Raw genomic sequence first — 26,721 nt, 5'->3', positions numbered from 1 at the left:
TGCTCCGCGCCGCATCGACGAACGACGGACGGGACGGAAGAAGGAGAACGACCTTGGCTTACGACGCATTCGATCTGAGCGGAACGGTGGCTCTCGTCACCGGCGGCAACTCCGGTATCGGCCTCGGCTTCGCCGAAGGGCTGGCCCAGGCGGGCGCCGACGTCTGCATCTGGGGCACGAACGAGGAGAAGAACGCGAACGCGCGGGAGCAGTTGGTGCGCCACGGCACGCGGGTGGAGGCTCTGCGCTGCGATGTCGGCGACGCCGACGCCGTGGCGGCCTCGTTCACGCGCACCGTCGAGCTACTGGGCAAGGTCGATTCCTGCTTCGCCAACGCCGGAATCGGCGGCCGCGGCACGCCCTTCGTCGAAATGTCGATGGAGGAGTGGCGCCGGATCTTCCAGGTCAACATGGAGGGCGTCTTCCAGACCTTCCAGCAGGCGATCCGGCACATGGTGGAACGTGGCGATGGCGGTTCCCTGGTCGCGACCAGCAGCCTGTCGGCTGTCTTCGGCGCGCCGCGCAGCGAGCACTACGCGTCGACCAAGGCGGGGCTCAACGCGATGGTGCGGGGCCTGGCGGTCGAGCATGCGCGCCACGGCATCCGGGTCAATTCGGTGCTGCCGGGCTGGATCGCCACGGCCATGACCGAGCGGGCGATCAACACGGAGGCCTTCCAGACCAAGGTCCTGCGGCGGGTTCCGGTGCGCCGCTGGGGCGTCGGCGAGGACTTCAGCGGCATCGCCGTCTACCTGGCGAGTAGGGCGTCGTCCTACCACACCGGCGACGAGTTCGTGATCGACGGCGGCTACGCCTGCTTCTGACGGTCCCCAGCTTCCATCGAGCGGAAGATCGGCACGACGACTTCCGGCATCCGGCAGTGGTTGCCGGAGGCCTTGTCGACCCAGACGTGGTCCGTCCGGCCCTCGACCAGGACCCGCTCGTCGACCTCCACCCGATAGGCGAAACTCATCGCGCGGCTCTTCAGCCGATCGAGCCAGCAGACGACGCGAACCCTGTCGCCGTAGCGGGCGCCGCCCCGGTACTTCAGTTGCACCCCGGTGACCATCAGGTAGTAGCCCTCGTCCTCGATCTTCCGGTAGGCCATGCCCGCCGCGCGGCAGTGATGGGTGCGGGCGAGTTCGAGCCACACGAGGTAGTTCGAGTGGTGGACCACTCCCATCTGGTCCGTTTCCTTGTACCGGACCTCGATCTCGACTTCGCTGGCCGGCACCTCCAGGCCGGCGGCGTTCACGGCACTACCCGTCATCTCGCTCATGTCGGCCCGCGACTGTAGCGAAACACGGTGATTACGATCTTCCAGCCGGCGCGAACGGTGCCCGAAACCGTGCCGGTGATCTTCGAGACGCCGGTCCGGCGGCGGTAGCTGAGCGGCACCTCGACCACCCGCAGACCCCTCCGCAGCGCCTTGACCTGCATCTCCGCGGTCCAGCCGAAGTTCGGATCCCGCATGCCGAGCGACTCGAGCGCCTTCCACGAGACGGCGCGGAACGGCCCCAGGTCGGTGTAGCGGTGGCCGTAGAGCAGGCGCACGAGCAGGCAGGCGAACCGGTTGCCCCATCGCGCCTGCGGCAGCAGGGCGCCCGGTTCGGCCTTCCCCAGCACCCGCGAGCCGATGACCAGGTCCGCCTCGCCGCGCGCGATCGGCTCCACCAGCCGCGGCATCTCGTCGGGATGGTCCGAGTAGTCCGCGTCCAGGAAGACGACGATCTCGGGCGGTCCGGTCCGCCGCAGATGATCGAGTCCGGCCAGACAGGCGCTGCCATAGCCCTGCACCGGCGCCGGCACGACCTCGGCCCCGGCGTCGCGCGCGCGCACCGCCGTCGCGTCCCGCGAGTTGTTGTCGGCGACGACGACCCGGCGCACGAGGTCGGCCGGCAGGTCGGCGAGCACCAGGCCGATCGACTCCTCCTCGTTGTAGGCGGGAATGACGACGTCGATCGACGGCGCGGTCACAGGGTGACGCCGAAGCGGTTCCGCAGCGCGAACGCGAACGCGAGGGAGAGGATCAGGAAGGCGATCAGCCAGTGGACGTCGAACAGCCCGAAGAACGAGATCGCGGCGGTGCCGTACTGCACGTCGATCCGCTCGATCGGCCCGCCGCGCGGCAGGGAAGGCTCGGCCGGGTAGAGCAACTGGTCCAGAATCGCCGCCCGGCGCCTGGTCGGTGAGCGGCGTACCCACAGCGCGCCGGCGTCCGGATCGGCGATGAAAAGGCTCTTCGTGAAGGCCCCGCCGTCCACCCGCACGACGAGTTCGTGGCGCCCCGGTTCGTCCGCCCGCAGGCGCCACACGACCTGCCGCAGGCTCGGCACCCAGACGTCGGCCGTCTCCACGGCGACGCCGGGCGGCGCCTCCAGTTCGATCGGCGGGCGCGGCGCGGCCTCCTCCCCGTCCGCGGCCACCGGTTCAGCCGCCGCCAGGTCGACGATGAGCAGCGTCTGCTCGCCCACTTCGAGCCCCTCGTAGCCGTAGTGGAACTGCAACTGGGCGATCAGCAGCATGAAGGGCACGATCATCCACAGGAGCGGTACCAGGTTCAACCGCAGGTAGGTCAGATTCTCGCGCAGCAGCCGAAGCTGGGCCGCCAGCACGGCCCGCAGGTCGTCGTTGAACAGCCGCACCTCGAGCAGGTGGCCGAACAGCCGCCGCTTGACTGCGGCGATCGCAGGCTGGTTCGACGTCCAGCGGTAGACGAGCAGTGCGAAGATGCCCGAGACCAGCGCCACAACGGCCACCGGCACGATCGGCGGCAGGGCCGCGAAGGGCCGGAGCGCCACGTCGAAGACGGCGCGGAGGGCGGCGTTCAGAAGGGACATCGGCGGCGTCTTGGCGGCGCTAGGAGATGTACCCCAGGCCGCGGAGCCGCTTCTCGATCTCCTCCCTCGACTCGGCGCCTTCGAGCTTGGCCAGCTCCTTCTCCAGAGCGTGCGTGATGAACTCCTCGACGGACGAGTAGCCCGCGATGTCGCTGTACCGCTTGACGCGCGCGATGAGTTCCTTGTCGAGCTTGACCTTGCCGCCGCCGAACATTCCTCTTCTCCTTCGTTACCGATCCCGTTCCCGCCGGTTCAGGGCGAACCCGTCGCGGCGCCGCCCGCCAGGGGCGGGAACCCCTCCACGCCGTACTCGGCCAGGATCGAGCCCGGCAGGTCGACAATGCTCCGCGCGGGGCGGCCAAGCGGACGGCTGAGCAGGAGCACGCCCGGCACCAGGCGGTGGTCCATCATGTGATCGCCGCTCCAGGCGCTGTCATTGTCGCTGAAGACCTCGCCCACGACCTCGCCCGACGCCGACTCCGTCGCCCCGCGATAACCCTTGCCGTAGCCGACGATCAGATCGGGACCGATCGCGGTCCCTTCCTGGAAGGCGTAGTCCTCGCGAAGGTGGACCTCCGTGATCGCGGGCTCGCCGGTCTTTGGATCGACGACCGCCAGCAGCTCCCGCTTCAACTCCCGGACCAGGTCGAGGCGCTCCGCTGCCGTCACCGTGCCGTCGCGCTCACGGCCGCGCAGGTTGACGTAGAGACCCGAGAAGCCGATCCCGTAGGCCCGGGTGTTGTCCCAGTCGATGTTCAGGAGGAAGCCCTCGTCCGCGTAAGGATCCGGGCTTCGCGCCGTCAGGTAGCCCCGCTCGAGCAGCCAGGCGTTCAGGTGGAAGGCGCGGCGCCAGGAGGCGAAGCCGTGGTCCGACATGGCGATCAGCAGCGGCTCGTCCGCGCCGCCGTCGCCGAGGCCGGCTTCGGCTTCGAGCCGATCCAGCGTCTGCCCGACGATCGCGTCGAGCCCTTCGTAGAGGGTCGGGATCAGGTCGGCGTGGGCCGCATCGGATTCCGGGTCGTAGGCGGGATGCTCCGGATCGCGTGACCGCCAGCGGACGTGGCCGATCTGATCCACGTTGCCGAAGTAGTAGAAGAGGAAGCCTCCCCGCTGTTCGAGGAAGCGGTCCAGGACGTAGCCGTACTGCTCGGCGACCTCGTCGCCCGCGATCTTGGCCTGGGCCAGGAACTCGTCCGGGGTGAAGACGCCTTCGGTCAGGGTCTTCGTGTCCTCGGGCATTCCCTCCGTGTAGAAGCGGTCGACCGCCTCCGCCAGCTCGGCCGCGAAATCGGGCGGCGTCGAGATCGGCGCCGAGGGCGAGATCGGATCGTGGTCGATCGGGCTGACGTAGAGCTCGAACTCCGGCTCGAGCGCGCGCAGGTACATCCGGCAGATTCCGCGCAGGTGCTGGGTCGGCAGCATCTCGAAGTCGACCTCGAGCCAGTCGCTCCACTCGCCGACCTCCAGCACGATCTCCTGGTCGCCGAGCTCGATCTTGGCGCTCTCCGTCTCCGGATCGAGGTAGACGGTGAACGGCACGGTCATCTGCTCGGGCTCGCGCAGCAACGGATTGTCGGGCCCGAGCAAGTCGGCCTCGACGACGTTGTCGTAGATGTCGAGTTCGACGATGTCCCCGCCGCTGATGTCACGGTCGGCAAAAAGCTCCGACGTGTAGAAGGTGAACGTGCCGTCCGTCCCATGGATGTCGCTCGTCCCCATACCCGAGAGCTCACGGCTCGCCGTACCCGAAACCGGGAAATTCGCCGGCATGCGGATGACCGTCGTGCGCACTCCGTGCTCCTCCAGCACGTCCCAGAACGGGGTGCCGTGCCGGAACCGCTCGTAGTCGCCGCCAGTGAGCGGGAACTGCCAGGGGCCGACGTCCAGGTAGAGGCCGCCGGAGGAGGCGGCGGCGGTCGACGGGTACGGGATCATCGTCTCCGGATCCCGGTGCAGGAAGTCGAAGATGCCGTGGCCGCCCGGGTCCATGCCGGTGATGAAGCTCGACCAGGCAACGGGGCTGTGCGGCGGGATCGTCGTCTCCAGTTCCGTGAAGCCGCCCATGGTCTCGAGCCGGGCGAAGTTCGGCAGCCTCCCTTCGTCGATCAACTGCCGGGTGAGCGCGGGGTCCAGGCCATCGAAGCCCAGCACGATGACCTTCGGCCCCTCGGACGGACCGACGCCGCCGCCGCCGCACGTGACCGCCAGGCCGACCAGGAGCATCGTCGCCGCAAGGGTGACCAGTCGCTTCACGCCGCCGCTCCGGCCGCCCTGTTCTTCAGAGTCGCGCGGTCGAGAGCCGCCGGATTGAAGACCGGCTCGCCCTCCATGTAGTCCGGCTTGTCGATGCCGAACAGGGACAGCGCCGTGGGCGCCATGTCGAGCAGCGACAGGTCGTCGCCGCGGTCGACCGGGCGGCTGCTGAAGAAGATGCCCGGAACCAGCCGCGGGTCGACGCAGTGGTCGCCGCTCCAGGCCTTCGTGTTGTCGGAGAAGACCGGACCCGCGACCACGCCGACGGCGCAGTCCCAGGAAACGCGGTAGCCGTCGTTGTAGCCGACGATCAGGTCGGGGGCGTTGCCCTTGTAAGGGCCGGTGTAGAGGTCCTCGGCGTCGAAGGCGGCGTTGATGCCGACGGCCCGCCGCTCCTCGTCGCGCAGGCCGGTCCAGGCCTCGATGAGTTCGCGCTTGAGAGAGCGCGCTTCGTCGCCCGGCTCCACGATGCCGGAGGCCTCGCGGCCCTTGAGATTCAGGAACACGCCGGCCAGGCCGAGCGCGTAGGCCCGCGTTCGCGACCAGTCCACGCCCTCCAGCCATTCCTCGCCGCCGTCGGCGTCCTCTCTCAGCACGAGGTAGCCGTGGTCAAGCAGCCAGCGGTTCAGGTTCACGCCGCGCCTGAAGGAGGCGAAACCGTGGTCGGAGAGCACGATCAGGAGATCGTCGTCGCCCAGCTTCTCCATCACCCGGCCGACCAGGGCGTCGTTGTGCCGGTAGTGGTCCTCGATCGTCCGGCGAGCCCTCCCCGTCTTCCGACCCTTCACCGCCGGGTGGCCGTCCTCCATGTAGCGCCAGAACATGTGCTGGATGCGGTCGGTGGCGTCGAAGACGCAGGTCAGGGAACCGCGGCGCAAACGCTCGAGCGCCGCGAAGAACATCTCCTCGCGCTCACGGTCGATGTCGTACGACTGCTTGAGGAAGGTCGCGTCGTCGGTCACGCCCTCGTTGAGCGCCGTCGTGTCCTCGGCCAGGCCCAAAGTCGCGAAGTCGCCGACCCGCTTGGCCAGGTAAGGCGCGTAGTAGGACGGATGCGAGATCGGCATCGCCGGCTTCTCGGGGTCGATGTGAATCGCAGTCAGGTAGAGCGACGTGTGCTTTCCCGCTTCCGTCAGCATCATCCGGGTCAGACCGTGGACCTTGACCCCGGGCGCGGCCCGGAACTCGAGACGCACCCAGTCGGAGAGCTCTCCCTGGCGGAGTTCCACCGTCTCCCCCGCCATACTGACCGACGCCGTCTTCTCCTTGCGATCGACATCGACCGTCATCGGCGCGCGGAGAGGAGGAGGCGGATCACCCTCCAGGAAGCTGTTCTCGGGACCCTCTACCACGCAGTCGAAGTGATCGGGACCGGCACCGTTGGAACTCAGCGGCACCCGCAAACCGCCCTCCCGTATCGTCTCCGTCGCCGGGCGCGTCGTGTAGTAGAGGAACGTCCCCTGGCTGCCCACCAGGTCCGGTACGCACATCGCCGCCAGTTGCGCGCCGTAGAACCGGTCGGGCGGGAAGGTGATCGGAACCCGGAGCACCGTGCTCCAGACGTTCCGCTCGCCCAGCACGGTCCAGAACGGCTTCGACCGCCGGAGCATGCGGATCTCCGGCTTCTGCAGCGGGATCTTCCACTTGCCCAGCTTCAGGAAGCGCTCGATCCGGCCGATGTGGGCCGAGGACAGCTTGGGCAGGTAACTGCGCAGGTCCCGGTCGAGGAAATCGAAGATGTTGTGCTTGCCCGGATTGGCCCCGGTCGCGAACGTCGACCAGGCGACGGGCGATAGCGCCGGGTAGGTGCTGGCTATCCGCCGATAGCTTCCCCGCTCGCTGAGAGCCTTGAAGTTGGGGAGCTTCCCCTCCTTCATCATCCGCTCGGTCAACCGCGGGTCCTGGCCGTCGAGACCGACGAAGACGAGCCGCCTGACGTGCGCCTTCGGCGGCTTCTTCCGCCGTACCACCCGCCACAGCGTCCGCACCGGCCACGCCAGAAGCGAGACGAAGGCCAGCGCCACCGTCGCCAGCAGAACCAGGAACGACGACATCAGCGCGAACCCCGCCCCCGGACCGATGTAGGCGGCCGCCGGCGCGGCGGCGAATAGCGCCGCCAGAAGCGCCAGCGCGACGGTTACGAGACGCTGAGCTGGCAACGGTTTCTCCAGGTGCTGGCGCCGCCCGAGCGCAGGAGTGCGGCGGCTCGCGAAGCGCCGCGGAGCATACCAAGGCTCCATCTGCGATCTGGCGGCTGCAAGCTAGTCTCTCGCTTGCCCAACGATTCGACCGAACTTCCCCGGCAGATGGCAGAGCCCACGACAGAACAAGGACAGGAAGGGAACCGGAGAGACCTCAAGGCGAACCCTCGTGCCGAAACTGGTTTCTCTCGGATCATCGGAGTCGACTTCGCGACAAAGGACGCCAAGAAGGGCTTGGTCCTGGCGACTAGGGGGGACGGCCACCTTCGACTGGATCGCACATGGAAGCGCCGCAGGCCGTTCCTCGACATTCTCACGAAGTGGGTGGCCGAAGCCAGGGAAGCCACGCTGATTGCCGTCGATGCACCGCTGGGATGGCCGGTGCCTCTAGGGGATGCCCTGGAGTCGCACGAAGCCGGCCAGGCCATCGCAACGTCAGCCGACGGCATGTTCCGGCGAAGAACCGACGACTTCGTTCAACACGCGACCGGGAAGAGGCCGCTCGAAGTCGGCGCAAACCTCATTGCACGGACAGCCCACGCTGCTCTGGACCTCCTCGGCAAGCTGGGCGAGGCTCTCGGCACACCAGTTCCGCTCGCCTGGACACCTACTGGTGTAGAAGGACCGGCGGCGATAGAGGTGTATCCCGCAGCGACGCTCAGGGCCTACGGAATCCGGGACGCCGGCTACAAGAAGGTCGATCAACTGGGTGAGCGCCGCGAGATCGTCAAGGCCCTCAGGCGCCACTCGATGAGGATCCCGGATTCCGGTGCCAGCGAACTTCACCGCAACGCGGACACGCTGGACGCCGCGGTCTGCGTCCTCGCCGCGGAAGACTTCATCGCAGGACGAGCCGCGCGTCCGGAAGATCAAGACCTGGCGCATCGTGAAGGCTGGATCTGGGTCCGACGGACCACGGCTAGCATCCCGCCGCCATGAACCTGCGAACCCGCTGGCGACGCCTCCGCTACGGCCGGCCGATCGTCGTCGTCTCGGGCTTGCCTCGCTCCGGAACCTCCATGGCAATGAAGATGCTTGAGGCCGGCGGGATGGAGATCGTGACCGACGGCGAGCGGAAAGCCGACGAGGACAATCCGCGCGGCTACTACGAGGATGAGCGAGTCAAGGGTCTGGCGAACGAGCCGGACAAGTCCTGGCTCCAGGCTTCCAGGGGACGCGCCGTCAAGGTCATCTCCTTTCTGCTCAAGGACCTGCCGCCCAACCTGAACTACCAAGTTATCCTGATGCGACGTGACCTCGGAGAAGTGCTGGCCTCGCAGCGCAAGATGCTCGATCGTCGCGGCGAGACGGACGACACGTCGGACGAGCGGATGATGGAGCTGTGGCAGGACCAGCTCTGGCGGGTGAACTACCTCCTCCGCCACGCGCCGCAGTTCGAGTGGGTTGAGATCGAGTACGGCGAGGCCCTGCGGGACCCCGAGGCAGCGGCAAAGCGAATCGCTGGCCTCGTCGATGGGCTCGACCAGCAGGCCATGGCCGGAGTAGTCGACCCAACGCTGTATCGGAACCGGGTTGCGCCGTAGCTCGCTAGCCAGTGGGCGGACCCTATAGGCCGTATGTCAGCGTCACGTCGAAGTAAACGCTGACCGGTTGGCCATCCGCCGTAGCGGGCCGGTACTTCCACTGCCGAATGGTCGCCACTGCCGCTTTGGTGGTTTGCTCCTGGGCAGCTTGTCGGCGCTTCTTCTCGAGGTCTCGTTCTCGGCCGGACCGGCCGAAGTAGACCTCTCGCGTGACCTCGACGTTCACGACATCGCCGGTTTCGGAGATCGTGAGCCGAAGTGACAGAGAGCCTCGAACACCCGCTCTTCGGGCTGACTTCGGGAACGGCGGATCGGTGCCGCTGATCCGTACCGGATCAACGATGACCGGCTCGGACGATGGCGTCGGTTCGGGCAAGGTCGGCTCAGGTTCCACTCGAGGGCAAGCGGGGCCGTTCAGGAATGACTCGACGACGTGCTGTTCCGATTCGCCGAACGGAAGCCGCCAGACCGCCGTTGAGTTGTCAGGGTGCCGGGCCTCGAAGGCGAGTGTGGTGCCGGCCCACGTCGCCGAGTCACTGACGAACAGGGTGTTGCGGGCCGGGTCGGCAGCATCCTGTACGACACCTCCGACGACCGCCCGTGTGGGCCGCATGTCCTCAGCCGAACCGACGACCGGCACACCCTTAGAGTTGGTCTGCCCCCGCGTCGCACCGACCCACACCTCACCGTCGCACTCGACGTGCAGCAAGGCAGTGAAGAACCCCGAAGCGGTCGAGGATGCCTCCGAGTACATGGGGGACTGCAGGTAGCAACTCGCGATCTCACCCGTCAGATCGTCGTGACTACAGATCTCGGTCCACGACTCCAGGTCGCGCTCCAGATCAGGGTTCGGGGCCTGGTCAAGTTCCGCTCGCAGGACGCGGTGACCCGCGATCGGCTCGCTGAGGGGCAACCCTGGCTCTTGTCCGCTGACGGCAGGAGTCAGGACCACCGACAGGGCCGCCGCCACGGTGACCTTTCTGGCTGACCGCCGAGCTACGTACAACCCCTTGGCGGCGAGCGACCGGGCGCCTTCTCGGCAACGAGTAGCCCTTGTTGGGGGGTGCTCGGCAAGCGGGCGCGCTCTCGCTCTCACTGTCCGGCACCCTACACCACCAAACGGGTCAACCTTCAGCCGCGACTACTGGCTACTTCCCCCGATAGACGCCGCTCATAGCCGGTCTGCTATGTTGGTCCTGTCTCTCGCCAGCCACGGTCCCAGCAGACGGTCAGTGAGAGCGGCCAACGAAGAGAAGTACTCCGATGCAGCACGGTATTGAACCCCGCTACCCGCTCGCTGAGGCGGCGAAGATCGTCGGGATGCCCACCCCTACGCTGCGGACTTGGTTCTGCGGCTGGCCCACCGGCAAGCCTCCCGTGCTGGCTGCCGACGGCGGCGCCGACGCCCCACTGATCCTCAGCTTCTTCAACGTCGTCGAAGCACGCTTCCTCGATGCGTATCGCCGAAGAGGCGTTTCCATGCAACGAGTCCGCCTCGCGCTGGACTTCGTCAGCGAGCATCTGTCCGGATTCGAGCGGCCGCTCCTGAAGCCCGACTTCGAGACTGACGGGAAGGCCCTGTTCATCGAACTGCAGGAGGCCAGCGAGGCGCCCATGCTCTTGGACGTCACCGGCGGCGGTCAGCTCGTTTGGCCGGACGCGGTCCAGGAGCACTTCAAGTCGCTCGTCTTCGATGACCACGGTGATCCTTCGAGGCTCTGGCTCGATGATCGACACGACGTCATGCTGGATCCGCGCTTCGGCTGGGGTCTTCCGGTTGTCGCGGGCTCGGGGGTCCGAACCGATGTCCTCTTCGAACGCCTGGAGGCCGGCGAGGGGCTCGACGCCATTGCCGAGGACTTCTCACTGGAGAGGTCCGAGGTCGAGACTGCCGTGGCTTGGGAACGAGCGGCCAGACGGGCCGCGTAGTCCGGCCCAGCTACGAGGCGATTGATCTCCGATGCCGGTTGAGCCCGAGGACGACTCTTGCCCGACGTTCTTCTTCGACCGCTCGATCGGCAAAGCCGTGCCGCAGGCTCTCCAAGCCGTGCGTGTACGCGCGGTCTCCCACGATGATCACTACCCGGCGCAGCGGAAAGTCCCGGACAAGACATGGATCGCCGAACAGACCGAACTCGGGCATGTCCTGGTCACCAAGGACAAAGGGATCCGGCACCGAGCTTCAGAAGTGGCGGCCATACGTTCGGCCGACGCGCGACTCCTTGTGCTCACCGACCGGCGCGCCAACCGACTCCGGATGTTGCGGGCGATCATGATCGCGTGGCCGAAGATCGAGAGCATCGTCGATACCGAACTGATAGGTCCGTGGATTGTCACGATCAGCGCCGCCGGCGCCTTCAGGAAGGTGCTCTGACTTCCCTGCTCAGCCGAACGGCTGGAGGAGACGCCGCCGAGGACCGAGCGATGCTCCCGTGTCTGCCGCATGAAGCGGGACGGGAGTAGGGTCGGACGATGACGACAAAGATCGGCACGGTGAGTCCGGTCGCCCTCCGCAGAGTGTGGCCGAAGGAAGACGCTGACTTCACTCCGTGGCTCACGACGAACATCGGGGAACTCGACCGGGTTCTCGGCATCGGTCTCAAGGACGCCCGCAGCGAGCAACCGGCGGGTGCCTTTCGCATCGATATCGTCGCCGAAACCTACGACGACAGCGTGGCACTAGAGAATCAGTACGGACCGAGCGACCACAAGCACTTCGGTCAACTCCTGACCTACATCGCTCACCCCGAACAGGAGATCAGCCAGGGCATCTGGATAGTCGAGAACGCCCGCGACGAGCACGTCAAGGCGGTGGAAAGACTGAACGAGGCCGGAACGGTCAGGATCTGGATGGTTGAGGTGAGGGCAATCAGGATCGGGGATTCTCTTCCCGCGCCGGTCTTCGAAGTTGTGGCATCACCGCCCGACGGCGGCGTAACCGGCGAAGGCTCCGGAAGTGACGAAGCTGATGGCGCGCTCAAGCCGTTACAGATCAAGAGGCGCGCCTTTCAGGCCGCACTGTTTGCCCAAGCGAACGAAGATGGGATCGACTCGCCGTTCAAGGGTCTCTCACCAAACGTGGCCGCGGATCGGACCACTCCGGCTCGTGGGCAGAGGCTGCTCTACCGCGTCGCGGTCAAGCACGGCGAAGCCCGTATCGTCGTGACAAACACGAAGCCCCGAAACAAGCCGGGAACATGGCTCGGGGCGTATGACGAACTGAGGGCGGACTCCGATGACATTGCCCGCGAGTTCGCCGCCGCCGGGCCGCAGCGGGAGCTCCACTGGTGGGACGATCGCTCAGGCAACGGCCGTTGGGGCGTGACCTACTCGGTTGACGTCAGTCTCGACGAGCCAGACAAGGAGCGACTGCGCGAACTGAACAAGGCCGCGGCCGCCATGAAGGCGGTGCTCGGCCCCCGAATTAAAGGACTTCCCGGAGAGTTCGAACACGCTCCACTTGAGCCGCGACACGCCGGCGACGACTGACGCCGCCAACGGATGAACGGGCAGATTCTCGTGTCACTCGGGCCGAAACTCTACGATCAGTTCCTTGCCGAACTCGATGCTGGCGCACTCGCAGGCAGCTTGGATCCACTTCCGCTTCTGCTGGTTGGGGGAATGGACGTTCAGATACCAGCCACCCGGCAGCGACCTTATCGACCGCTCCTCTGGGTCGGCCTCCCTGGGCGACTCACCGATGTGGGAGCGCTTGGTCGTTGCAATCTCGTCCCGGAACTTCCGGTAGAAGGAGACACCGCCGCAATCGTTGTATAGCTGGCCGACGATGTGCTCGTACATGTCGGCGGCGGTCTTCTCCGATCGGCCCTCACCGAGATACGACCATCGAGCCGCCCGAGGAGAAGAGCGACGCGTGCGCTCGGTTGACGGGGTTTTGACACCGCCTTCGGACTTTTGGGGAGTACCTTGAGCCGCCTTCGAGGCACCCTCGAATCGATTGAAGTACTCGCTGTCGATCGTTACGTCTTCGACAGTACGCTTCCTGACCACAACGCCTAGTTCCCGCTCCTTCAGGAGTTCACAGAGGTTGTCGCCATCGATGAGATCGAGAGGGGTAGCCCCGTCTCGGGTGGCCTCGCGCTTGGCGTCAGGAGTGAATGAGCCCGTGGTGATGATGAGGCCCCTGTCGCCGCGTCCCGCCATGGCGCCTCGGAAGTCCCTTACCACGGGCGCACCTACGGTTCCCTTGTGCCTCTTACATTGGAAGTACACCGGAAAGGAGATCAGGGAGAAGCGGTACAAGGCCGTCCCATCAATGCCTCCGTCCCCGCTGCCTCCGATTACCTTGACGGCCTCGAAACCAGACGAGCGCAGAAGCTCTTGCGCAAGCCGCTCGAACGCACCCGGCGACATGTCCAGAAGCCGACTGAGTAGTTCGTCGTTCCAAGCGGCTTCCCCTGGTTCGTCGTCATCGGCGCTGCCGTGCGCCCCCGTTGCGGCGGAGCTCCGGACTTGCCGGCGCGTCGCTCGCCCGAGCTTCTCCTGGCGGCGGTCACGGAGGTACTCCGCCCAACGCCGTTCGACCGTCTCCTCATCCATATCGACGCCTTCCGAAGTCAGCCGCCAATAGCCCCGACGTTCACTCTTCAGGGCGCCGACGATCTTCAACTGCGATCGGCAGAAGCTCACCCGAAACCCGAGTTCCGACTTAGCTCCATTGGCAGCTCGTACAGCGCGCTGAACTGGAGTCATCTTCAGGTTCGTCCCCACCGCCTCGTCGATCTCGTCGTTCGTCGCCGGCATCGGAAGGCGGCGTATCGCCCCGAGCGTTACCCAGCGAAGTTCAGGATAGAGAGGAAGTCCCGCAGCCTCTCGCGAGTTCATCGCTGTCTCCCCATAGTGACGATCTGGCCTCCAAGATCTTCGTGGCCCACTCTAGGCCCGGTGCCCACGCCGCCCGTCAGCCTGAAGCCCGCGCCGCCGCCGAAGCTGCCGACACGTCAGTACACCCCGACCGTCGTCGCCGACGCCAGCCTCGCGAACGGCCGTACGCCGCTGACGCCGTCCCAGGGGTAGTCGACGTAGGGCTGCTCCCGCTCGCCCTCGTCGCGCTCGAGGAAGCCGGGGACGAAGAACTCTCGGGTCAGCGTCGTGAGCCGCACGCGGCCGGTGGCGCCGTAGTCGACGACCTGGTCGGGGTCGTCGGGGTCGACGACTTCGAGCACGGCCCGCGGCTGCGGCGCGTAGTAGGCGATCGTGTAGCCGTCCGCGGCCGTGACCGGCCGCGACGCGGCCAGGCCCATCAGGGTGTTGCCGTAGGTGGGCGTCATGTACACGCCGTCGAGCAGCTCCTCGACGGCGAAGCGGGTCCATTGCGGCGTGAACTCCGTGCCCCCCGAGAAGATGCCCTTGATCCCGGTGTCCGCGAGAGTCTGGCCCCGGTCCTCCAGCGCCAGGCAGAGGGACTCGAGCAGCTTGGGCGTCGCGAACATCGCCTGGATGTCGTGCCCGGCCGAGAGCACCGCCAGCGCCTGGTCGATCACGTGGTCCTTGTACGCCTCCAGGTGCTCCATCCAGCCCTTCTTGATCAGCTTGATCACCCAGCGCGGGTCGAGATCGACGCAGAAGCAGATGCCGCCGCGGTACTGGCAGAGGTGCTCCACCGCCAGGCGCAGGCGGCGCGGGCCCGACGGCCCCAGCATCAGCCAGTTACTTCCCGGCGGGAAGTGCTCGTCCGGCAGGCTCGCGCTGAACAGTTCGTAGTCCGTGCGGAAGTCGTTGAGCGCCACGCGGCTCTTCGGAATGCCCGTCGTGCCGCCGGTCTCGAACACGTAGATCGGGTCGTCGGCCATGGCCTTCGGCACCCAGCGCCGCACCGGACCGCCGCGCAGCCACTCGTCCTCGAACGGCGGAAACTTGCGCAGGTCCGCGTAGCAGGCAACGTCGCTGCGCGGGTCGAAGTCGAGCTTCGAGGCGAAGTCCAGCCAGAACGGCGTTCCGGTCTCCGGGCTGAAGTGCCACTCCATCATGTCCCGGACGTGGGCATCGAGTCGTTCCCCGGCCTGTGCCTGGGCGTCTGCGCTGGCGACTTCCATCTGCGAACTCCAATCGGGTCGGTCCTGCGGTGAGCGGCGGCTTGCCGTGATCCCGGGCTTGGGGGGCGGCAGACTACAGCACCAGCCGCCGCGGCGATTCCTCCGGGCAGAGCCGCTAGTCGGGCAACGCGAAGACCCAGAGCACGCCGCCCTGCGGCACGTAGGTCCGGGTGCCGATCGCACCGTCCAGGTGGTTCGTGCCACGCTGCGCGTCGACGCCCCAGCCCGACTGGACGGCGATGTACTGCACGCCGTCGACTTCGAAGGCCGTCGGCACGCCGGTGACGCCGGAGTTCGTCCGCTGGCGCCACAGGAGCTCGCCGGTCGCCGCATCGAAGGCGCGGAAGTAGCGGTCGCTCGTGCCGCCGACGAAGACGAGACCGCCGCCGGTCGTCAGGACCGGCCCCCACAACTTGCGCTCGAACTCGACGGTCCAGACCTTCTCCCGGGTGTCGAGGTTCCAGGCCTGGAGCTCGCCGTAGTGGTCGGCGCCCTCCCGCGACACGAAGCCTCCCTCCATGCCCATGAAGGTACGCCCCGGCCGGTACTCCGCCTCGACCCCTTCGAGGTGCGAACAGGTGTTCTCGTTGGCCGGGATGTAGAGCAACCTCGTGTCCGGGTTCCAGGCGGCCGGCGGCCAGTTCTTGGCGCCGGACCAGGACGGACAGAACACCGCCCGCTCGCCGGTGCCCGGGGTCTTCGCCGGGTCGTACTCGGGGCGGCCGGTGTCCGGGTCGATCGACGTGAACACGTCCTGGTACACGAAACGCGTCGCGTCCAGGAAATCGATCGAGTCGGCGCTCCGTTCCAGCACCCAGAGGTAGGCGTTGCGCCCAGGATGGACCAGCGCCTTGCGGGTCGAACCGCCGCGCTCGACGTCGATCAGCAGCGGCGGATCGACCTCGTCCCAGTCCCAACTGTCGTTCCAGTGGTACTGGTGATGCGCCTTCAACTCGCCGGTGTCGACGTCGAGCGCCAGCACCGAGGTGGCGTACAGGTTGTCGCCCGGCCGGGCGTCGCCCATCCAGGGACCGCCGTTGCCGGTACCCCAGTAGCTCAGTCTCAGTTCCGGGTCGTAGGTGCCGGTGACCCAGACCGGCACGCCGCCGGTCCGCCAGGTGTCGCCGGACCAACTGTCATGGCCGGGCTCGCCTGGACCGGGAATCGTGTAGGTCTTCCAGAGTTCGTCCCCACTGTCGGCGTCGTAGGCGGCGACGAAACCGCGGATGCCCCACTCGCCTCCGGACACGCCGACCATCACCTTGCCCTCGACGGCCAGGGGCGCGAGCGTCATGTAGTAGCCGCGGGCGTAGTTCTCGACCGCCGTTTCCCAGGCCACCCTTCCCGTCCGCGCGTCGAGCGCGAAGAGGCGGGCGTCGACGGTGGCGACGTAGACCCGGTCGCCCCACAGCGCGACACCGCGGTTGGTCGGGTGCATCTGCTGCAAATCCTCGGGGAGCTCCGGAACGAAGCGCCACAGCAGCTCGCCTGTCCGGGCGTCGAGCGCGAGGACGCGGCTGCCCGGCGTGGTGATGAACAGTGTGCCGTCGTTGACGATCGGCGGCGCCTGGTGGCCCTCGTTGATGCTGGTCGAGAAGGTCCATGCCGGCGCCAGCGAGGCGACGTTCGACGTGTCGATCCGGTCGAGCGGGCTGTAGCCCCAGCCATCGTAAGTGCGCCGGTACATCAGCCAGTTCTCGGGCTCGGGGGCGAGCAGCCGCTCCTGGGTGACCGCGCGGTAGGGCTGCTCCTGGCCGATCGCCGGCGCCACCACGGCGCCGAGAACGAAGAGAGTGACCGTCCGTCGAAGCACTGCTTGCCGATCCACCATCGTCAGAACTCCTTCTCGAACCGGATCGTCGCGCTGAAGCCGCCGGCTGCAACCAGCACGCCCCCTTCCGAGCGAAGCGGCAGCGACGGCAGCCGGCGCGGGGCCGGGCCCGAGATGACTTCGGCGCCGTCCCGAGGGTCGAACTCCGAGTCGTGACAGGAACAGACCAGGAACTCCGCCTCTTCGGACCAGTCCTCGATGTCGCAGCCGGTGTGGGTGCAGATGCCCGAGTAGGCGACGACGCCGTCCGCGGACGCTTCCCGCGTCTCCGGGGTCAGCGAATCGGGCTCGAAGCGCAACAGCAGCACCTGGTTCAGGCGCGAGCCGTCACGCACGGCGCCGGACGACGGGTCCATCGCGTAGCAGATGAGCTGCTCGCTCGCCAGGGGAACGTCGTCGACCCGGACCGTCTCGCCCTGGCGCGCCCCGAACGCGAACACGAAGCGGTCCCCTTCCTGAGGTCGAGCCCTCCGCGGATCGTCGGTCTGCGCGTGCAGCACATTCAGGCCGCGCACACCCAAACCCAGCGCCAGAGCCGATTTCAGAACGGTGCGACGGTCCTCCATGGCCGGCGAAGGCTAGCAGTAGAGTCGCGGCGTCCGCGCCGCGCTGATGCACAGGAAACAGGCCATTCCATACAGCCCGGTGCTACCATTCCGCCGCTTCCGAACGCTCGATTCATCCTTCGGCCACCCGGCCGGCCGCCTACAGGTAACCAGCATGATCGACATCCCCGCCATCCGTTGGGGCAAGCCCTACGAGTCGCTCGAGAAGGCGACGATCGTCCACTTCGAGACCGGCGAGGAGCTGGCCACGCTGCACCAGACCAACCCCGGCCTGGTCCAGCGCGACATGCGCCGCGCCCAGCGCGCCCGCGACATCCTGCGTGAGATCCCGTCCAGCGAACTGATCTCGATGGTGATCGAGGCCGCCGACCTCTACCTGAACGCGGACCTACCTCTCGGCAGCGGCAGCCAGACCCCGGAGGACTTCGTCCACTACCAGTCGGCGACGACCGGCCTGCCCGAGCACATGTGCCGGGCGAACATGGACAAGAACCACTTCGTGCTGACGAACATGGGCGAGGTGCTGGAGGCGCTGACCCGCGGTCTCGACCTGGACATCCTTGCCCGCGGCCACGGCGTCGAGGAACGCGGCGTGCCGGTCAGCTACCAGGCGCAGGCGCCGGTGATCGGTCTGGTGCTGCCGTCCAACTCGCCGGGCGTGCACACGCTGTGGATGCCGGTCATCCCGCTTCAGGTCGGTCTCGTGTTCAAGCCGGGACCGCAGGAACCGTGGACGCCCTACCGGATGACCGAGGCCTTCGCCCAGGCCGGCGTGCCACGCGAGGCGATCTCGATCTACCCGGGGGAAGGCGATATCGGCGCGGCCGTCCTCGCCTCCTGCTCGCGCAGCATGATCTTCGGCGGCGCGGATACGGTCGCCCGCTATCAGAACGATCCCCGAGTGCAGCCGCACGGCCCCGGCTTCAGCAAGATCCTGCTCGGCGACGACGTCGTCGACGACTGGGAGCAGTACCTCGACGTGATGGTCGACAGTGTGCTGGTCAACAGCGGCCGGAGCTGCATCTCCTGCTCAGGCGTCTGGGCTTCGCGCCACACGGAGGAGATCGCCCAGGCCCTCGCCGAGCGGCTGGCGCCCGTGCTGCCCAAGCCGGCCGACGACCCCGAGTCTCCGCTCGCAGCCTTCACCGTTCCGGGGATGGCGAAGGCGATCGACGGCATGATCGAGCGGCAGGTCGACGTACCTGGCGTGCGCGACCTGACTTCCGAGATTCGCGGCAACGGTCGGCTCGACGAACGCGAACGCTGCGACTACCTGCTGCCTACCGTCCTCCACTGCGCCGACGCGGACATCGAGGCGGCGAACGTCGAGTACATGTTCCCCTTCGTCTCCGTCGTCGAGTGCCCGCAGCAGAAGATGCTGAGCGCGATCGACGACACCCTGGTGTGCAGCGCGATCACGAACGACGAAGGCTGGCGGCGGCAACTGATCGACGCCACCCACGTCGACCGCCTGAACCTCGGCCCGGTGCCGACGATTCAGCTCAACTGGCTACAGCCGCATGAAGGGAACATCATCGACTTCCTGTTCCGGGCGCGTGCGTTCCAGGAAGCGGACGTGGCTCAGTAAGGCGCGATCACCCGCCCAGCGCCTCCACGCCCACGGCCCGTGCTTCGGCCGCAAGTCGTTCGTCGAGAGTGGCCAACGGCAGCCCCATGCGCAGCGCCAACTCAAGGTACATCGCGTCGTAGACGGAGATTCCGCGATCATGCGCGAGTTCGAGAACGGCGCTCCCGACACGCGCCGGGTCTACGGGCTCGACCGCGATGGGGAGAGAGTCGAGCGAGTGTCGAATCCACGGCCATCTGCTCGCCTCGAGTCGGTGCCGGCGCGTCGCCGCCAGAAAGGCGTTTGCCACCTCGATCGGCCAGAGGCCGGGCGCATACGCCTGGCGTTCCAGCAATGACTCGAGCAATCGGTCGGTCGTCTCCGTCGCCTCGTCCGGGAAGACCCACGCCAGGGTCATCGAAGCGTCCAGCACGAACGCCATCAGTAGCGACGCCCCTCCTCGATCAGTTCGCGAATCGACAGGCCGCCCAGGCTGTTTGACTTGCGGAACTCCCTCAGGTTCTCGATCGCGGTGCGTACCTGGTCCATATCGGCCCCTCGGTAGGGGATCAGTTCGGCGACCGGCCGCTCATGCCGCGTGATGACGAACCTCTCGCCGGCCTGCACACGCTTGAGCAGGCGGGGCAGGTGGGTCTTCGCCTCGAACACACCGACTTCAGACATGGAACCGCGCTCCTTCCCGGGTCGCACCGAGTCTAACTAGTCTCAGACTAGACTGAGTGCCGGCAAGCGTCAACCGGCGTCGCCGGCCGCAATAGCGCTCTCCGCTCGCACGCCTGTGCCCGCGCGTGGCTGTACGATCGCCCACCATGCGCAAACGGCTGGCTTCCGGCATCGAGCTCCGGAACGCGAGTTCCGAGGAGGACTACGCGGCGATCGTCGATCTCCAGCGCGAGACCTGGGGCGACAGCTTCGACGACGCGGTGCCGCCGCCGATGCTCAAGATCTCCCAGAAGATGGGCGGCGTGGTCGCCGGCGCCTACGACGGGGCCGGCCGGATGCTGGGCTTCATCTACGGCATGAGCGGCTTCCGCTTCGGGCAGCGGGCCCACTGGTCCCACATGCTGGCGGTGACGCGGGACGCCCGCGGCCTCGGGCTGGGCCGCGAACTCAAGGCGTTCCAGCGCGAGTTCCTGCTGGAACTCGACGTCGAGACGGTGTACTGGACCTATGACCCCCTCGTCGCCCGGAACGCGAACCTCAACCTGAACCGGCTCGGAGCGCTGCCGGTCGAGTACGTCGTGGACATGTACGGCGAGGACACCGGCAGCATCCTGCACAGCGGACTGGGGACGGACCGTTTCATCGTCGCCTGGGTGATCGGCAGCGAGCGGGTCGCGGGCCTGATGGAGGGAGGCCCGGCGGCCGGACCGACCCGGGACACGCCGCCCTTCCCCGTCGACGAGGCGCTGGTCAACACTGCCTGGGTCGAGGTGCCGCCGAACATCGGCTCCATCCTGCGCTCCGCGCCCGAAGACGCCTCCGCCTGGCGGCGGCGCACCCGGGAGCAGTTTCAGGGGCACCTCGGTAGCGGCTACGCGGTGACCGGGTTCACTTGGCGTCCCAACGACGGCGCCCATACGTTGCTGGACCGGCGCTACTACTACCGGCTCGAGAAGCTCGAAGGAACGGAGACGCAATGAGCCTTCAGATCGACTCGATCACGCTGCGCGAGATCCGGCTGCCCCTGGTCGAGCCCTTCCGCATCTCGTCCGGCGTCACGACGACCCGGCGCATCCTGCTGCTGGAGCTGGTCGACCGCGACGGCGCCTCGACCTGGTCCGAGTGCGTGGCCGGCGACTTCCCCAACTACTCGCCCGAGAGCATCGACACGGCGACCCTGGCGATCCGCGAGTGGCTCGCGCCGCGCGTACTCGCCCGGCGCTTCGAGACGCCTCAGGAAGTCTCGGCCGCCCTGTCCGAGGATCTCCGCGGCCACGAGATGGCCCAGGCCGCGATCGAGATGGGGGCCTGGGCCCTTGCGGCAACGAAGGCGGGCCAGAGTCTGTCGTCGCGGCTCGGCGGCACCCGGCAGCGAATCGGCACCGGCATCTCGATCGGCATCCAGAGCTCGCCCGCTGAACTCACCGACAAGGCCGAGAAGGCGCTGGGCGAGGGCTACCGGAAGATCAAGCTGAAGATCAAGCCCGGCCAGGATCTCGACTACCTGCACGCCGTCCGCGAGCGTCTCGGCCCGGACGCGCCGCTGATGGCCGACGCGAACAACGCCTACACGCTCGCCGACGCGGACCACCTCGTCCAGCTCGACGATCTCGACCTGGTGATGGTCGAACAGCCCCTGGCCTGGGACGACGTCGCCCGCCACGCCGAGCTCCAGAGACGCATGCGGACCCCGATCTGCCTCGACGAGTCGATCACGAACATCGCCCGCGCCGAGGACATGATCCGGCTCCGAGCCGGCCGGATCATCAACATCAAGCCGGGCCGCGTCGCCGGGTTCACGGCCTCGAAGGCCATCCACGACCTCTGCGAGTCAAACGACATTCCGGTCTGGTGCGGCGGCATGCTGGAGAGCGGCATCGGCCGCGCCTACAACGTCGCCCTGGCCTCGCTGCCGAACTTCACGATCCCGGGCGACGTGAGCCCCAGCAACCGCTACTGGGCGCGCGACATCGTGTCGCCGGAGTGGACGATGGACGGCGACGGCTGGGTCGACGTGCCGGACCGCCCCGGCCTGGGCGTCGAAGTCGACCGCGACCGGATCGAGGCGCTGACGGTGCAGCGGGAAACGCTGCGAGTCGACTAGCCCGGGAGAAGTCCGGAAGCCGGCGTTTCGCGCCGGATGCCGGCGGGGACGCCGGCGCACCCAGTGTGGAGCCTCCCGGGTCTAGAGGCTCCAGCCGCCGTCGACCGTCACCGTATGGCCGGTGACGAACACGTTGCGCTCGATCAGGGCGAGGATCGCGTCGGCGCAGGTCTCGGGAGTCGCCACGCCCCTGAGCGGCGACCCCGCGCTCACATGCTGCTGGGCCTTGTCGTAGTTCTCGTCGCCGAGCCCGCCGCGCAGCCAGCGCCCCTCGATGAAGCCGGGGGCGATCGTGTTGACCCGGATCTCCGGGCCGAGCACACGCGCCAGCGACTTCGTCATCACGATGACCGCGGCCTTCGACGCCGCATAGGGGATGCTGCTGCCGCCGCCGCCGATTCCGGCGATCGAGGCGACGTTGACCACCGCCCCCTCGCCCGCCGCCTTCATGTGCGGCGCGGCCGCGCGCGTGCAGTTGAACACGCCACGCAGGTTGGCGCCGAGGATGTCGTCCCAGACCTCGTCGGTGACGCCTTCGAGGTCGTCGTGGGCGATGAAGTGAGTCATCCCCGCGTTGTTGACGAGGATGTGGAGCGCGCCGAAGGCATCCACCGCGGATTCCATGAGCCCGCGGCAGTCGGCGTCCTTGCGCATGTCGGCCTGAACCGCGATCGCCTTACCGCCACCCTCCTGAATGCTGCCGACGATCCGCTCCGCGGCTTCGGCGCCGCTGTAGTAGTTGACGACCACCGACGCGCCCAGGCTCGCCAGCAGTTCGGCGGTCGCCTCGCCGACCCCGGAGGACGAGCCGGTAACGACGGCGACCTTGCTTTCGATCTCCACGGACCGGGCGCCCTGGCGACCTACCGGCCCTTCCAGTTCGGCGGCCGCTTCTCGGCAAACGCCTTCGGACCCTCGACCAGGTCCTCCGACTGGTTCATCTGCGCCGTCCACGGGAAGATCGAACCCGCCGCCTGCTCGAGCGCCATGCCGAGGCCCTTGTTCGCCGCTTCCTTGCTGGCGCGCACCGACAGCGGCGCGCACTCCAGGATCTGCGCCGCCCAGGCCCGGGCCCTGTCGAGCAGCTCCTCGTGGGCACAGACCTCGTTGACGATTCCGAGTTCCTTCGCCTCCTGGGGCGTGATGTGGCGGCCTGTCAGCAGCATGCCCATCGCCTGGTGGTAGGGAATCTGCCGCGGCAGCCGGTGAACGCCCAGCGCGCCGGCCATCAGGCCGACCCGGGGCTCGGGCAGGCCGAAGGTCGCCTTCTCGGAGGCGATGATGATGTCGCAGGCGAGCACCAGCTCGAAGCCGCCGCCGAGGGCGAAGCCGTTGACGGCCGCGATCATCGGCTTGTGCAGGTCGAAGCGGGCCGTGATGCCGCCGAAACCGCCGCGCACGCCCTTCATCCCGGCCCGCACGACCTTGCTGCCGTGCTCGGCCTGGTACTTCAGGTCGTTACCGGCCGAGAACGCGCGGTCGCCGGCGCCGGTGAGGATCGCCACCCAGGCGTCGTCGTCGGCCGCGAAGTCGTTGAACACCGAGTCGAGCTCCTGGCTCGTCGGCGGGTGGATCGCGTTCATGCGTTCCGGCCGGTTGAGGGTCACTTCCCAGACGTGATCGTTCTTCTCGACCTGGAGAAACTCGTAGCTCACTTGCCTGCTCCTGTTCGCTTGCGGGGCCGCTTCATGGCCGTTTGATGGAAGGGCGCGAGAGTAGCAGCAGTCCCTTGCTAGCGTTCCACCCGACATGGCGCTTCTACCCTTGCCAGCCGGCACCGGTCCGAACAGCGATCCCTACCGCAGCGGCGAATGGTCATACAACCCCGACCCGAACCAGGTCGCGATCGCGGCCGCCGAATGGCGTAGCCGCCACAACCTCACTCCCGCGACGGGCGACGAAGCCCGCCGCGTCCTCCTGCTGGTCGACGAGCAGCGGGACTTCTGCCTGCGCGAGGGCGCGCTCTACGTCGGCGGCCGTTCGGGCCGCGGCGCGATCGAGGACACCGACCGCGTCGTCCGCTTCATTTACCGCAACCTCGGCAACTTGACCGAGATCGCCTCCAGCCTCGACAGCCACACACCGCAGCAGATCTTCTTCTCTTCGTTCTGGGTCGACGGCTCGGGCAGGCAGCTCGACGGCTACCGCGAAGTACTGGCATCGGAGGTCGAAGCCGGCTCGGCGGTGCCCAATCCTGCTCTGGCTGGCTGGTTCGGGGACGGCACCGCGGAGTGGCTGAGGCGCCAGACCCTGGACTACTGCCGCCGACTCGAGGCGACCGGGAAGTACCGCCTCTACCTGTGGCCGCCGCACTGCTTCCTCGGCAGCGAGGGCCACGGCCTGGTCGGCGCCGTGCAGGAAGCGCGACTGTTCTTCGGCTACGCGCGCGGCGCCGAGACGCCGATCCTGATCAAGGGCACGAACCCTCTCACCGAGTACTACTCCGTGCTCGCGCCCGAAGTGCTGGTCCGACACGATGGTGAGGAACTCGATCGCCGCAATCAGGCGCTGATCGACTGGCTGCTCGGCGCCGACGCCGTGATCGTCGCCGGTCAGGCCGCGAGCCACTGCGTCCGCTACACGGTCGACGATCTGCTGGCCGAGATGCGGTCCCGATACTTGCCCGCCAGCCGGCTGCACGTGCTGGCCGACTGCATGTCCGCGGTCACCGTGCCCGATGAGGCCCACCCAGGCGAGTTTCTCGCCGACTTCACGCCCGAGGTCGAAGCGGCGTTGCAGGGCTGGCAGGAAGCCGGCGTCCACATCGCGAGTTCCGGGGACGACGCCTCGGACTGGGGATGAAAACACTGGGCGCGCCGGCGTCCTCGCCGGCTGCCGCCCCAGGCGGCCGATGAGCGCGCCGGCCAACGGCCGGCACCTTCACGGGATGTTTCGCCGCAGTTCCTCGACCCACACCGCCGGTCCGCCGTCCGAAGGCGCCCGCCAGTCCCCTCGCGGCGACAACGACCCGCCCGACCCCACCTTGGGTCCGTTAGGCAACGCCGACCGCTTGAACTGGCTGGTGCCGAAGAACCGCACCAGGAACACCTCGAGCCAGTGCCTGATCTCGGCGAGCGTGTACTCGCGCCGGTCGCTCTCGGGCATCGTGTCGAGCCAGGCGCCGCGCTTCCGGTCGCCCCAGGCGTGGTGAGCGAGAAAGGCGACGCGGCTCGGCCGGTAGCCGTACCGGCTCAGGTAGTAGAGGTGGAAGTCCTGGAGCTCGAAGGGACCGATGACCGCCTCGGTCGACTGGGCGGGCTCCCCTTCAAGCGGATGATCGGCACGATCATCTTTGTTGTCCGCCTCCGGTCCCTCCGCCGCCGGCACCAGCTCCGGTGAAATCTCCGTGGCGACGATCGACTGCAGGGTCTCACTGGCCTCGGCGCCGAACTCGCCGCGCTCGACCTCCCAACGGATCAGGTGCTGGATCAGGGTCTTGGGCACCGACGAGTTCACGCTGTAGTGGGCCATCTGGTCGCCGACGCCGTACGTACACCAGCCCAGCGCCAGCTCGGAGAGATCCCCCGTACCGATGACGAGGCCCCGGTTCAGATTGGCCAGCCGGAACAGATGAGACGTGCGTTCACCGGCCTGGACGTTCTCGAAAGTGGCGTCGTAGACCAAAGCACCTCGCTCGCCCCGGCTGTAGGGGTGATCGATCGATTCCAGCATCCGCTCGCTGGCCGGCCGGATGTCGATCTCCGACGCGGTGACGCCGAGCGCCGCCATCAAACGCTTCGCGTTCTCGTAGGTACGTGAGGACGTGCCGAAGCCGGGCAGCGTGTAGGCGAGGATGTTCGCCCGCGGCAGACCGAGTCTGTCAACGGCGCGCACGCAGACGATCAGCGCGTGGCTGGAATCGAGCCCGCCCGAGACGCCGATCACGACCTTCTCGATGCCGGTCGCGCGCAGGCGCTGGACCAGGCCCGCGACCTGGATGTCGAACGCCTCGGCGCAGCGCTCGTCCCGCTCACCGCTGTCCGCCGGTACGTACGGAAAGCGCGGGATCTCCCGCTCGAGTGCCACCGCGGCGGCCGGACGCTCCACCGCGACGCCGACCCGGCGGAACCGCCCGGCAGCCGACTCCCGGCGCGCCGCGTCCCGGAACGTCGACATCCGCAGACGTTCCTGCGCCAGACGCTCGAGATCGATGTCGGCACGCACGAGCTGCGCCTCCTGGCTGAAGCGCTCCGACTCCGCCAGCCGCTCCCCGTTCTCGTAGATCAGGCCATGGCTGTCCCAGGCCAGGTCGGTGGTCGACTCGCCGGCGCCGGCGCCGGCGTAGACGTAGGCCGCCACCGACCGTCCGGACTGCGACGCGCACAGCAGCCGCCGGTAGTCGGCCTTGCCGATCGTCACGTTGCTCGCCGACAGATTGAACAGCACCGACGCCCCGGCCAGCGCGCCGTGCGTGCTCGGCGGTAGCGGCGACCACAGGTCCTCGCAGATCTCGACGTGGAAGCGGAAACCGGGTACGGGGCCCACGTCGAACAGGAGGTCTTCGCCGAAAGGCGCGTCTTCGCCGCCCAGGGAGACGACCTCGGAGCGGCGCGATTCGGCGGCCGCGAAGTAGCGCTTCTCGTAGTACTCGCGGTAGTTCGGCAGGTAGGTCTTCGGCACGATCCCGGCGATCCTCCCCGTGCACACGACCGCCGCGACGTTGAAGACGGCGCCGTCGACAAGCAGCGGCAGTCCGACGATCAGTGCGGTCCGGAAGTCCCGTGACGCTTCCGCCAGTTCGAGGAGCGCCGCCTTCGAGCCGTCCAGCACCGCCGACTGGTGAAACAGGTCGTCCAGGGAATAGCCGCTCAGGTTCAGTTCGGGGAAGACCGCCGCCACGGCATCGAACTCGTCCGCGCGACGCGCCAGGGCGAGCGTGCGCTCCAGGTTCGCCGCCGGATCGCCGATCTCCACCCGCGGCAGGCACACGGCCACACGCGCGAAGCCGTGCTCGTACAGGTCGTCGAAGCGGCGCACCGCACCGCCAGTATCCGAAGCGGCCATGCGGGATTATGAACGACTGGCCGGCAAATGCCTCAAGCGCAAGACACTTCGGCCCCGGAGGAGGCGCCCTC

Annotated in this window: 26 protein-coding genes; 10 read left to right on the top strand and 16 right to left on the bottom strand. The window is 67.6% G+C overall.

Features of this window, described 5'->3' with window-relative positions:
• The first annotated feature begins 53 nt into the window (after positions 1–53).
• Positions 54–824, top strand: coding sequence for an SDR family oxidoreductase (locus OXI49_05805; protein ID MDE2690011.1), 771 nt, complete (start codon positions 54–56; stop codon positions 822–824).
• Here the strand turns inward: OXI49_05805 and OXI49_05800 are convergent.
• Genes OXI49_05800 through OXI49_05775 form a run of 6 tightly spaced genes read right to left on the bottom strand, consistent with a single transcriptional unit; the run spans position 809 to position 7,252 of the window.
• On the bottom strand, positions 809–1,279 hold the full coding sequence (locus OXI49_05800) for a thioesterase family protein (GenBank protein ID MDE2690010.1): 471 nt from the start codon (positions 1,277–1,279) through the stop codon (positions 809–811). The genes OXI49_05805 and OXI49_05800 overlap by 16 nt on opposite strands.
• Positions 1,276–1,977, bottom strand: coding sequence for a glycosyltransferase family 2 protein (locus OXI49_05795; GenBank protein MDE2690009.1), 702 nt, complete (start codon positions 1,975–1,977; stop codon positions 1,276–1,278). The genes OXI49_05800 and OXI49_05795 overlap by 4 nt, the downstream gene beginning before the upstream one ends.
• Positions 1,974–2,840 carry a hypothetical protein gene (locus OXI49_05790; protein MDE2690008.1) on the bottom strand — a complete coding sequence of 289 codons (867 nt, stop codon included), beginning with the start codon at positions 2,838–2,840 and terminating at the stop codon, positions 1,974–1,976. Before OXI49_05790 ends, OXI49_05795 begins: the two co-directional genes overlap by 4 nt.
• A 19-nt stretch (positions 2,841–2,859) precedes the next feature.
• A complete protein-coding gene (locus tag OXI49_05785) occupies positions 2,860–3,054 on the bottom strand; it encodes a hypothetical protein (protein MDE2690007.1) in 195 nt (64 codons plus the stop codon).
• A gap of 38 nt (positions 3,055–3,092) precedes the next feature.
• Positions 3,093–5,093, bottom strand: a complete 2,001-nt coding sequence (locus OXI49_05780) for an alkaline phosphatase family protein (GenBank protein ID MDE2690006.1) — start codon at positions 5,091–5,093, stop codon at positions 3,093–3,095.
• The gene (locus OXI49_05775) at positions 5,090–7,252 is read right to left on the bottom strand and encodes an alkaline phosphatase family protein (GenBank protein ID MDE2690005.1); all 2,163 of its coding nucleotides are present in this window, start codon (positions 7,250–7,252) and stop codon (positions 5,090–5,092) included. The genes OXI49_05780 and OXI49_05775 overlap by 4 nt, the downstream gene beginning before the upstream one ends.
• A gap of 12 nt (positions 7,253–7,264) precedes the next feature.
• Here OXI49_05775 and OXI49_05770 point away from each other — a divergent pair, with 12 nt between their 5' ends.
• A complete protein-coding gene (locus OXI49_05770) occupies positions 7,265–8,233 on the top strand; it encodes a DUF429 domain-containing protein (GenBank protein ID MDE2690004.1) in 969 nt (322 codons plus the stop codon).
• Entirely contained in the window at positions 8,230–8,838 is a 609-nt protein-coding gene (locus tag OXI49_05765) for a sulfotransferase family protein (protein MDE2690003.1), read from the top strand. Before OXI49_05770 ends, OXI49_05765 begins: the two co-directional genes overlap by 4 nt.
• 22 nt (positions 8,839–8,860) lie before the next feature.
• Here OXI49_05765 and OXI49_05760 read toward each other — a convergent pair whose 3' ends face one another.
• A complete protein-coding gene (locus OXI49_05760) occupies positions 8,861–9,751 on the bottom strand; it encodes an energy transducer TonB (protein ID MDE2690002.1) in 891 nt (296 codons plus the stop codon).
• Between the two features lie 350 nt (positions 9,752–10,101).
• On the opposite strand from OXI49_05760, the gene OXI49_05755 reads away from it, so the two are divergent.
• From OXI49_05755 to OXI49_05745, 3 genes are all read left to right on the top strand, one after another.
• On the top strand, positions 10,102–10,767 hold the full coding sequence (locus OXI49_05755) for a DUF433 domain-containing protein (GenBank protein MDE2690001.1): 666 nt from the start codon (positions 10,102–10,104) through the stop codon (positions 10,765–10,767).
• Between the two features lie 31 nt (positions 10,768–10,798).
• Positions 10,799–11,212, top strand: a complete 414-nt coding sequence (locus tag OXI49_05750; protein MDE2690000.1) for a hypothetical protein — start codon at positions 10,799–10,801, stop codon at positions 11,210–11,212.
• Positions 11,213–11,310: 98 nt separating this feature from the next.
• Complete coding sequence (locus tag OXI49_05745; protein MDE2689999.1) at positions 11,311–12,327, top strand: hypothetical protein; 1,017 nt, start codon at positions 11,311–11,313, stop codon at positions 12,325–12,327.
• A 33-nt stretch (positions 12,328–12,360) separates the two neighbouring features.
• On the opposite strand, the gene OXI49_05740 is transcribed toward OXI49_05745, so the two are convergent.
• From OXI49_05740 to OXI49_05725, 4 genes are all read right to left on the bottom strand, one after another.
• Complete coding sequence (locus tag OXI49_05740; GenBank protein ID MDE2689998.1) at positions 12,361–13,683, bottom strand: restriction endonuclease; 1,323 nt, start codon at positions 13,681–13,683, stop codon at positions 12,361–12,363.
• Between the two features lie 116 nt (positions 13,684–13,799).
• On the bottom strand, positions 13,800–14,894 hold the full coding sequence (locus OXI49_05735; GenBank protein MDE2689997.1) for a hypothetical protein: 1,095 nt from the start codon (positions 14,892–14,894) through the stop codon (positions 13,800–13,802).
• Positions 14,895–15,009: 115 nt separating this feature from the next.
• Complete coding sequence (locus OXI49_05730; GenBank protein ID MDE2689996.1) at positions 15,010–16,725, bottom strand: PQQ-dependent dehydrogenase, methanol/ethanol family; 1,716 nt, start codon at positions 16,723–16,725, stop codon at positions 15,010–15,012.
• A gap of 2 nt (positions 16,726–16,727) precedes the next feature.
• Entirely contained in the window at positions 16,728–17,291 is a 564-nt protein-coding gene (locus tag OXI49_05725; GenBank protein ID MDE2689995.1) for a Rieske (2Fe-2S) protein, read from the bottom strand.
• 154 nt (positions 17,292–17,445) lie between these two features.
• Here OXI49_05725 and OXI49_05720 point away from each other — a divergent pair, with 154 nt between their 5' ends.
• A complete protein-coding gene (locus OXI49_05720; GenBank protein MDE2689994.1) occupies positions 17,446–18,879 on the top strand; it encodes an aldehyde dehydrogenase family protein in 1,434 nt (477 codons plus the stop codon).
• A gap of 7 nt (positions 18,880–18,886) precedes the next feature.
• Here OXI49_05720 and OXI49_05715 read toward each other — a convergent pair whose 3' ends face one another.
• A complete protein-coding gene (locus OXI49_05715) occupies positions 18,887–19,300 on the bottom strand; it encodes a type II toxin-antitoxin system VapC family toxin (GenBank protein MDE2689993.1) in 414 nt (137 codons plus the stop codon).
• Positions 19,300–19,542, bottom strand: coding sequence for a type II toxin-antitoxin system prevent-host-death family antitoxin (locus tag OXI49_05710; GenBank protein ID MDE2689992.1), 243 nt, complete (start codon positions 19,540–19,542; stop codon positions 19,300–19,302). Before OXI49_05710 ends, OXI49_05715 begins: the two co-directional genes overlap by 1 nt.
• Before the next feature lie 146 nt (positions 19,543–19,688).
• Here OXI49_05710 and OXI49_05705 point away from each other — a divergent pair, with 146 nt between their 5' ends.
• Both OXI49_05705 and menC read left to right on the top strand, forming a co-directional pair.
• Positions 19,689–20,522, top strand: a complete 834-nt coding sequence (locus OXI49_05705; protein ID MDE2689991.1) for a hypothetical protein — start codon at positions 19,689–19,691, stop codon at positions 20,520–20,522.
• The gene (gene menC / locus OXI49_05700; protein ID MDE2689990.1) at positions 20,519–21,646 is read left to right on the top strand and encodes an o-succinylbenzoate synthase; all 1,128 of its coding nucleotides are present in this window, start codon (positions 20,519–20,521) and stop codon (positions 21,644–21,646) included. Before OXI49_05705 ends, menC begins: the two co-directional genes overlap by 4 nt.
• 81 nt (positions 21,647–21,727) lie before the next feature.
• Here menC and OXI49_05695 read toward each other — a convergent pair whose 3' ends face one another.
• Together OXI49_05695 and OXI49_05690 are read right to left on the bottom strand one after the other, a co-directional pair.
• Entirely contained in the window at positions 21,728–22,489 is a 762-nt protein-coding gene (locus OXI49_05695; protein MDE2689989.1) for an SDR family NAD(P)-dependent oxidoreductase, read from the bottom strand.
• Between the two features lie 20 nt (positions 22,490–22,509).
• A complete protein-coding gene (locus OXI49_05690; protein MDE2689988.1) occupies positions 22,510–23,301 on the bottom strand; it encodes an enoyl-CoA hydratase-related protein in 792 nt (263 codons plus the stop codon).
• 94 nt (positions 23,302–23,395) lie between these two features.
• On the opposite strand from OXI49_05690, the gene OXI49_05685 reads away from it, so the two are divergent.
• Positions 23,396–24,448 carry a nicotinamidase gene (locus tag OXI49_05685; protein MDE2689987.1) on the top strand — a complete coding sequence of 351 codons (1,053 nt, stop codon included), beginning with the start codon at positions 23,396–23,398 and terminating at the stop codon, positions 24,446–24,448.
• 78 nt (positions 24,449–24,526) lie between these two features.
• Here the strand turns inward: OXI49_05685 and OXI49_05680 are convergent, their stop codons facing one another.
• Positions 24,527–26,650, bottom strand: a complete 2,124-nt coding sequence (locus tag OXI49_05680) for an NAD(+) synthase (protein MDE2689986.1) — start codon at positions 26,648–26,650, stop codon at positions 24,527–24,529.
• Positions 26,651–26,721: the final 71 nt, after the last annotated feature.

The sequence above is a fragment of the Acidobacteriota bacterium genome (genome assembly GCA_028875725.1).
GTDB lineage: Bacteria > Acidobacteriota > Thermoanaerobaculia > Multivoradales > Multivoraceae > Multivorans.
Note: the sequence above shows the minus strand (reverse complement) of the source record. Positions and strands in the feature narration are given on the sequence as shown.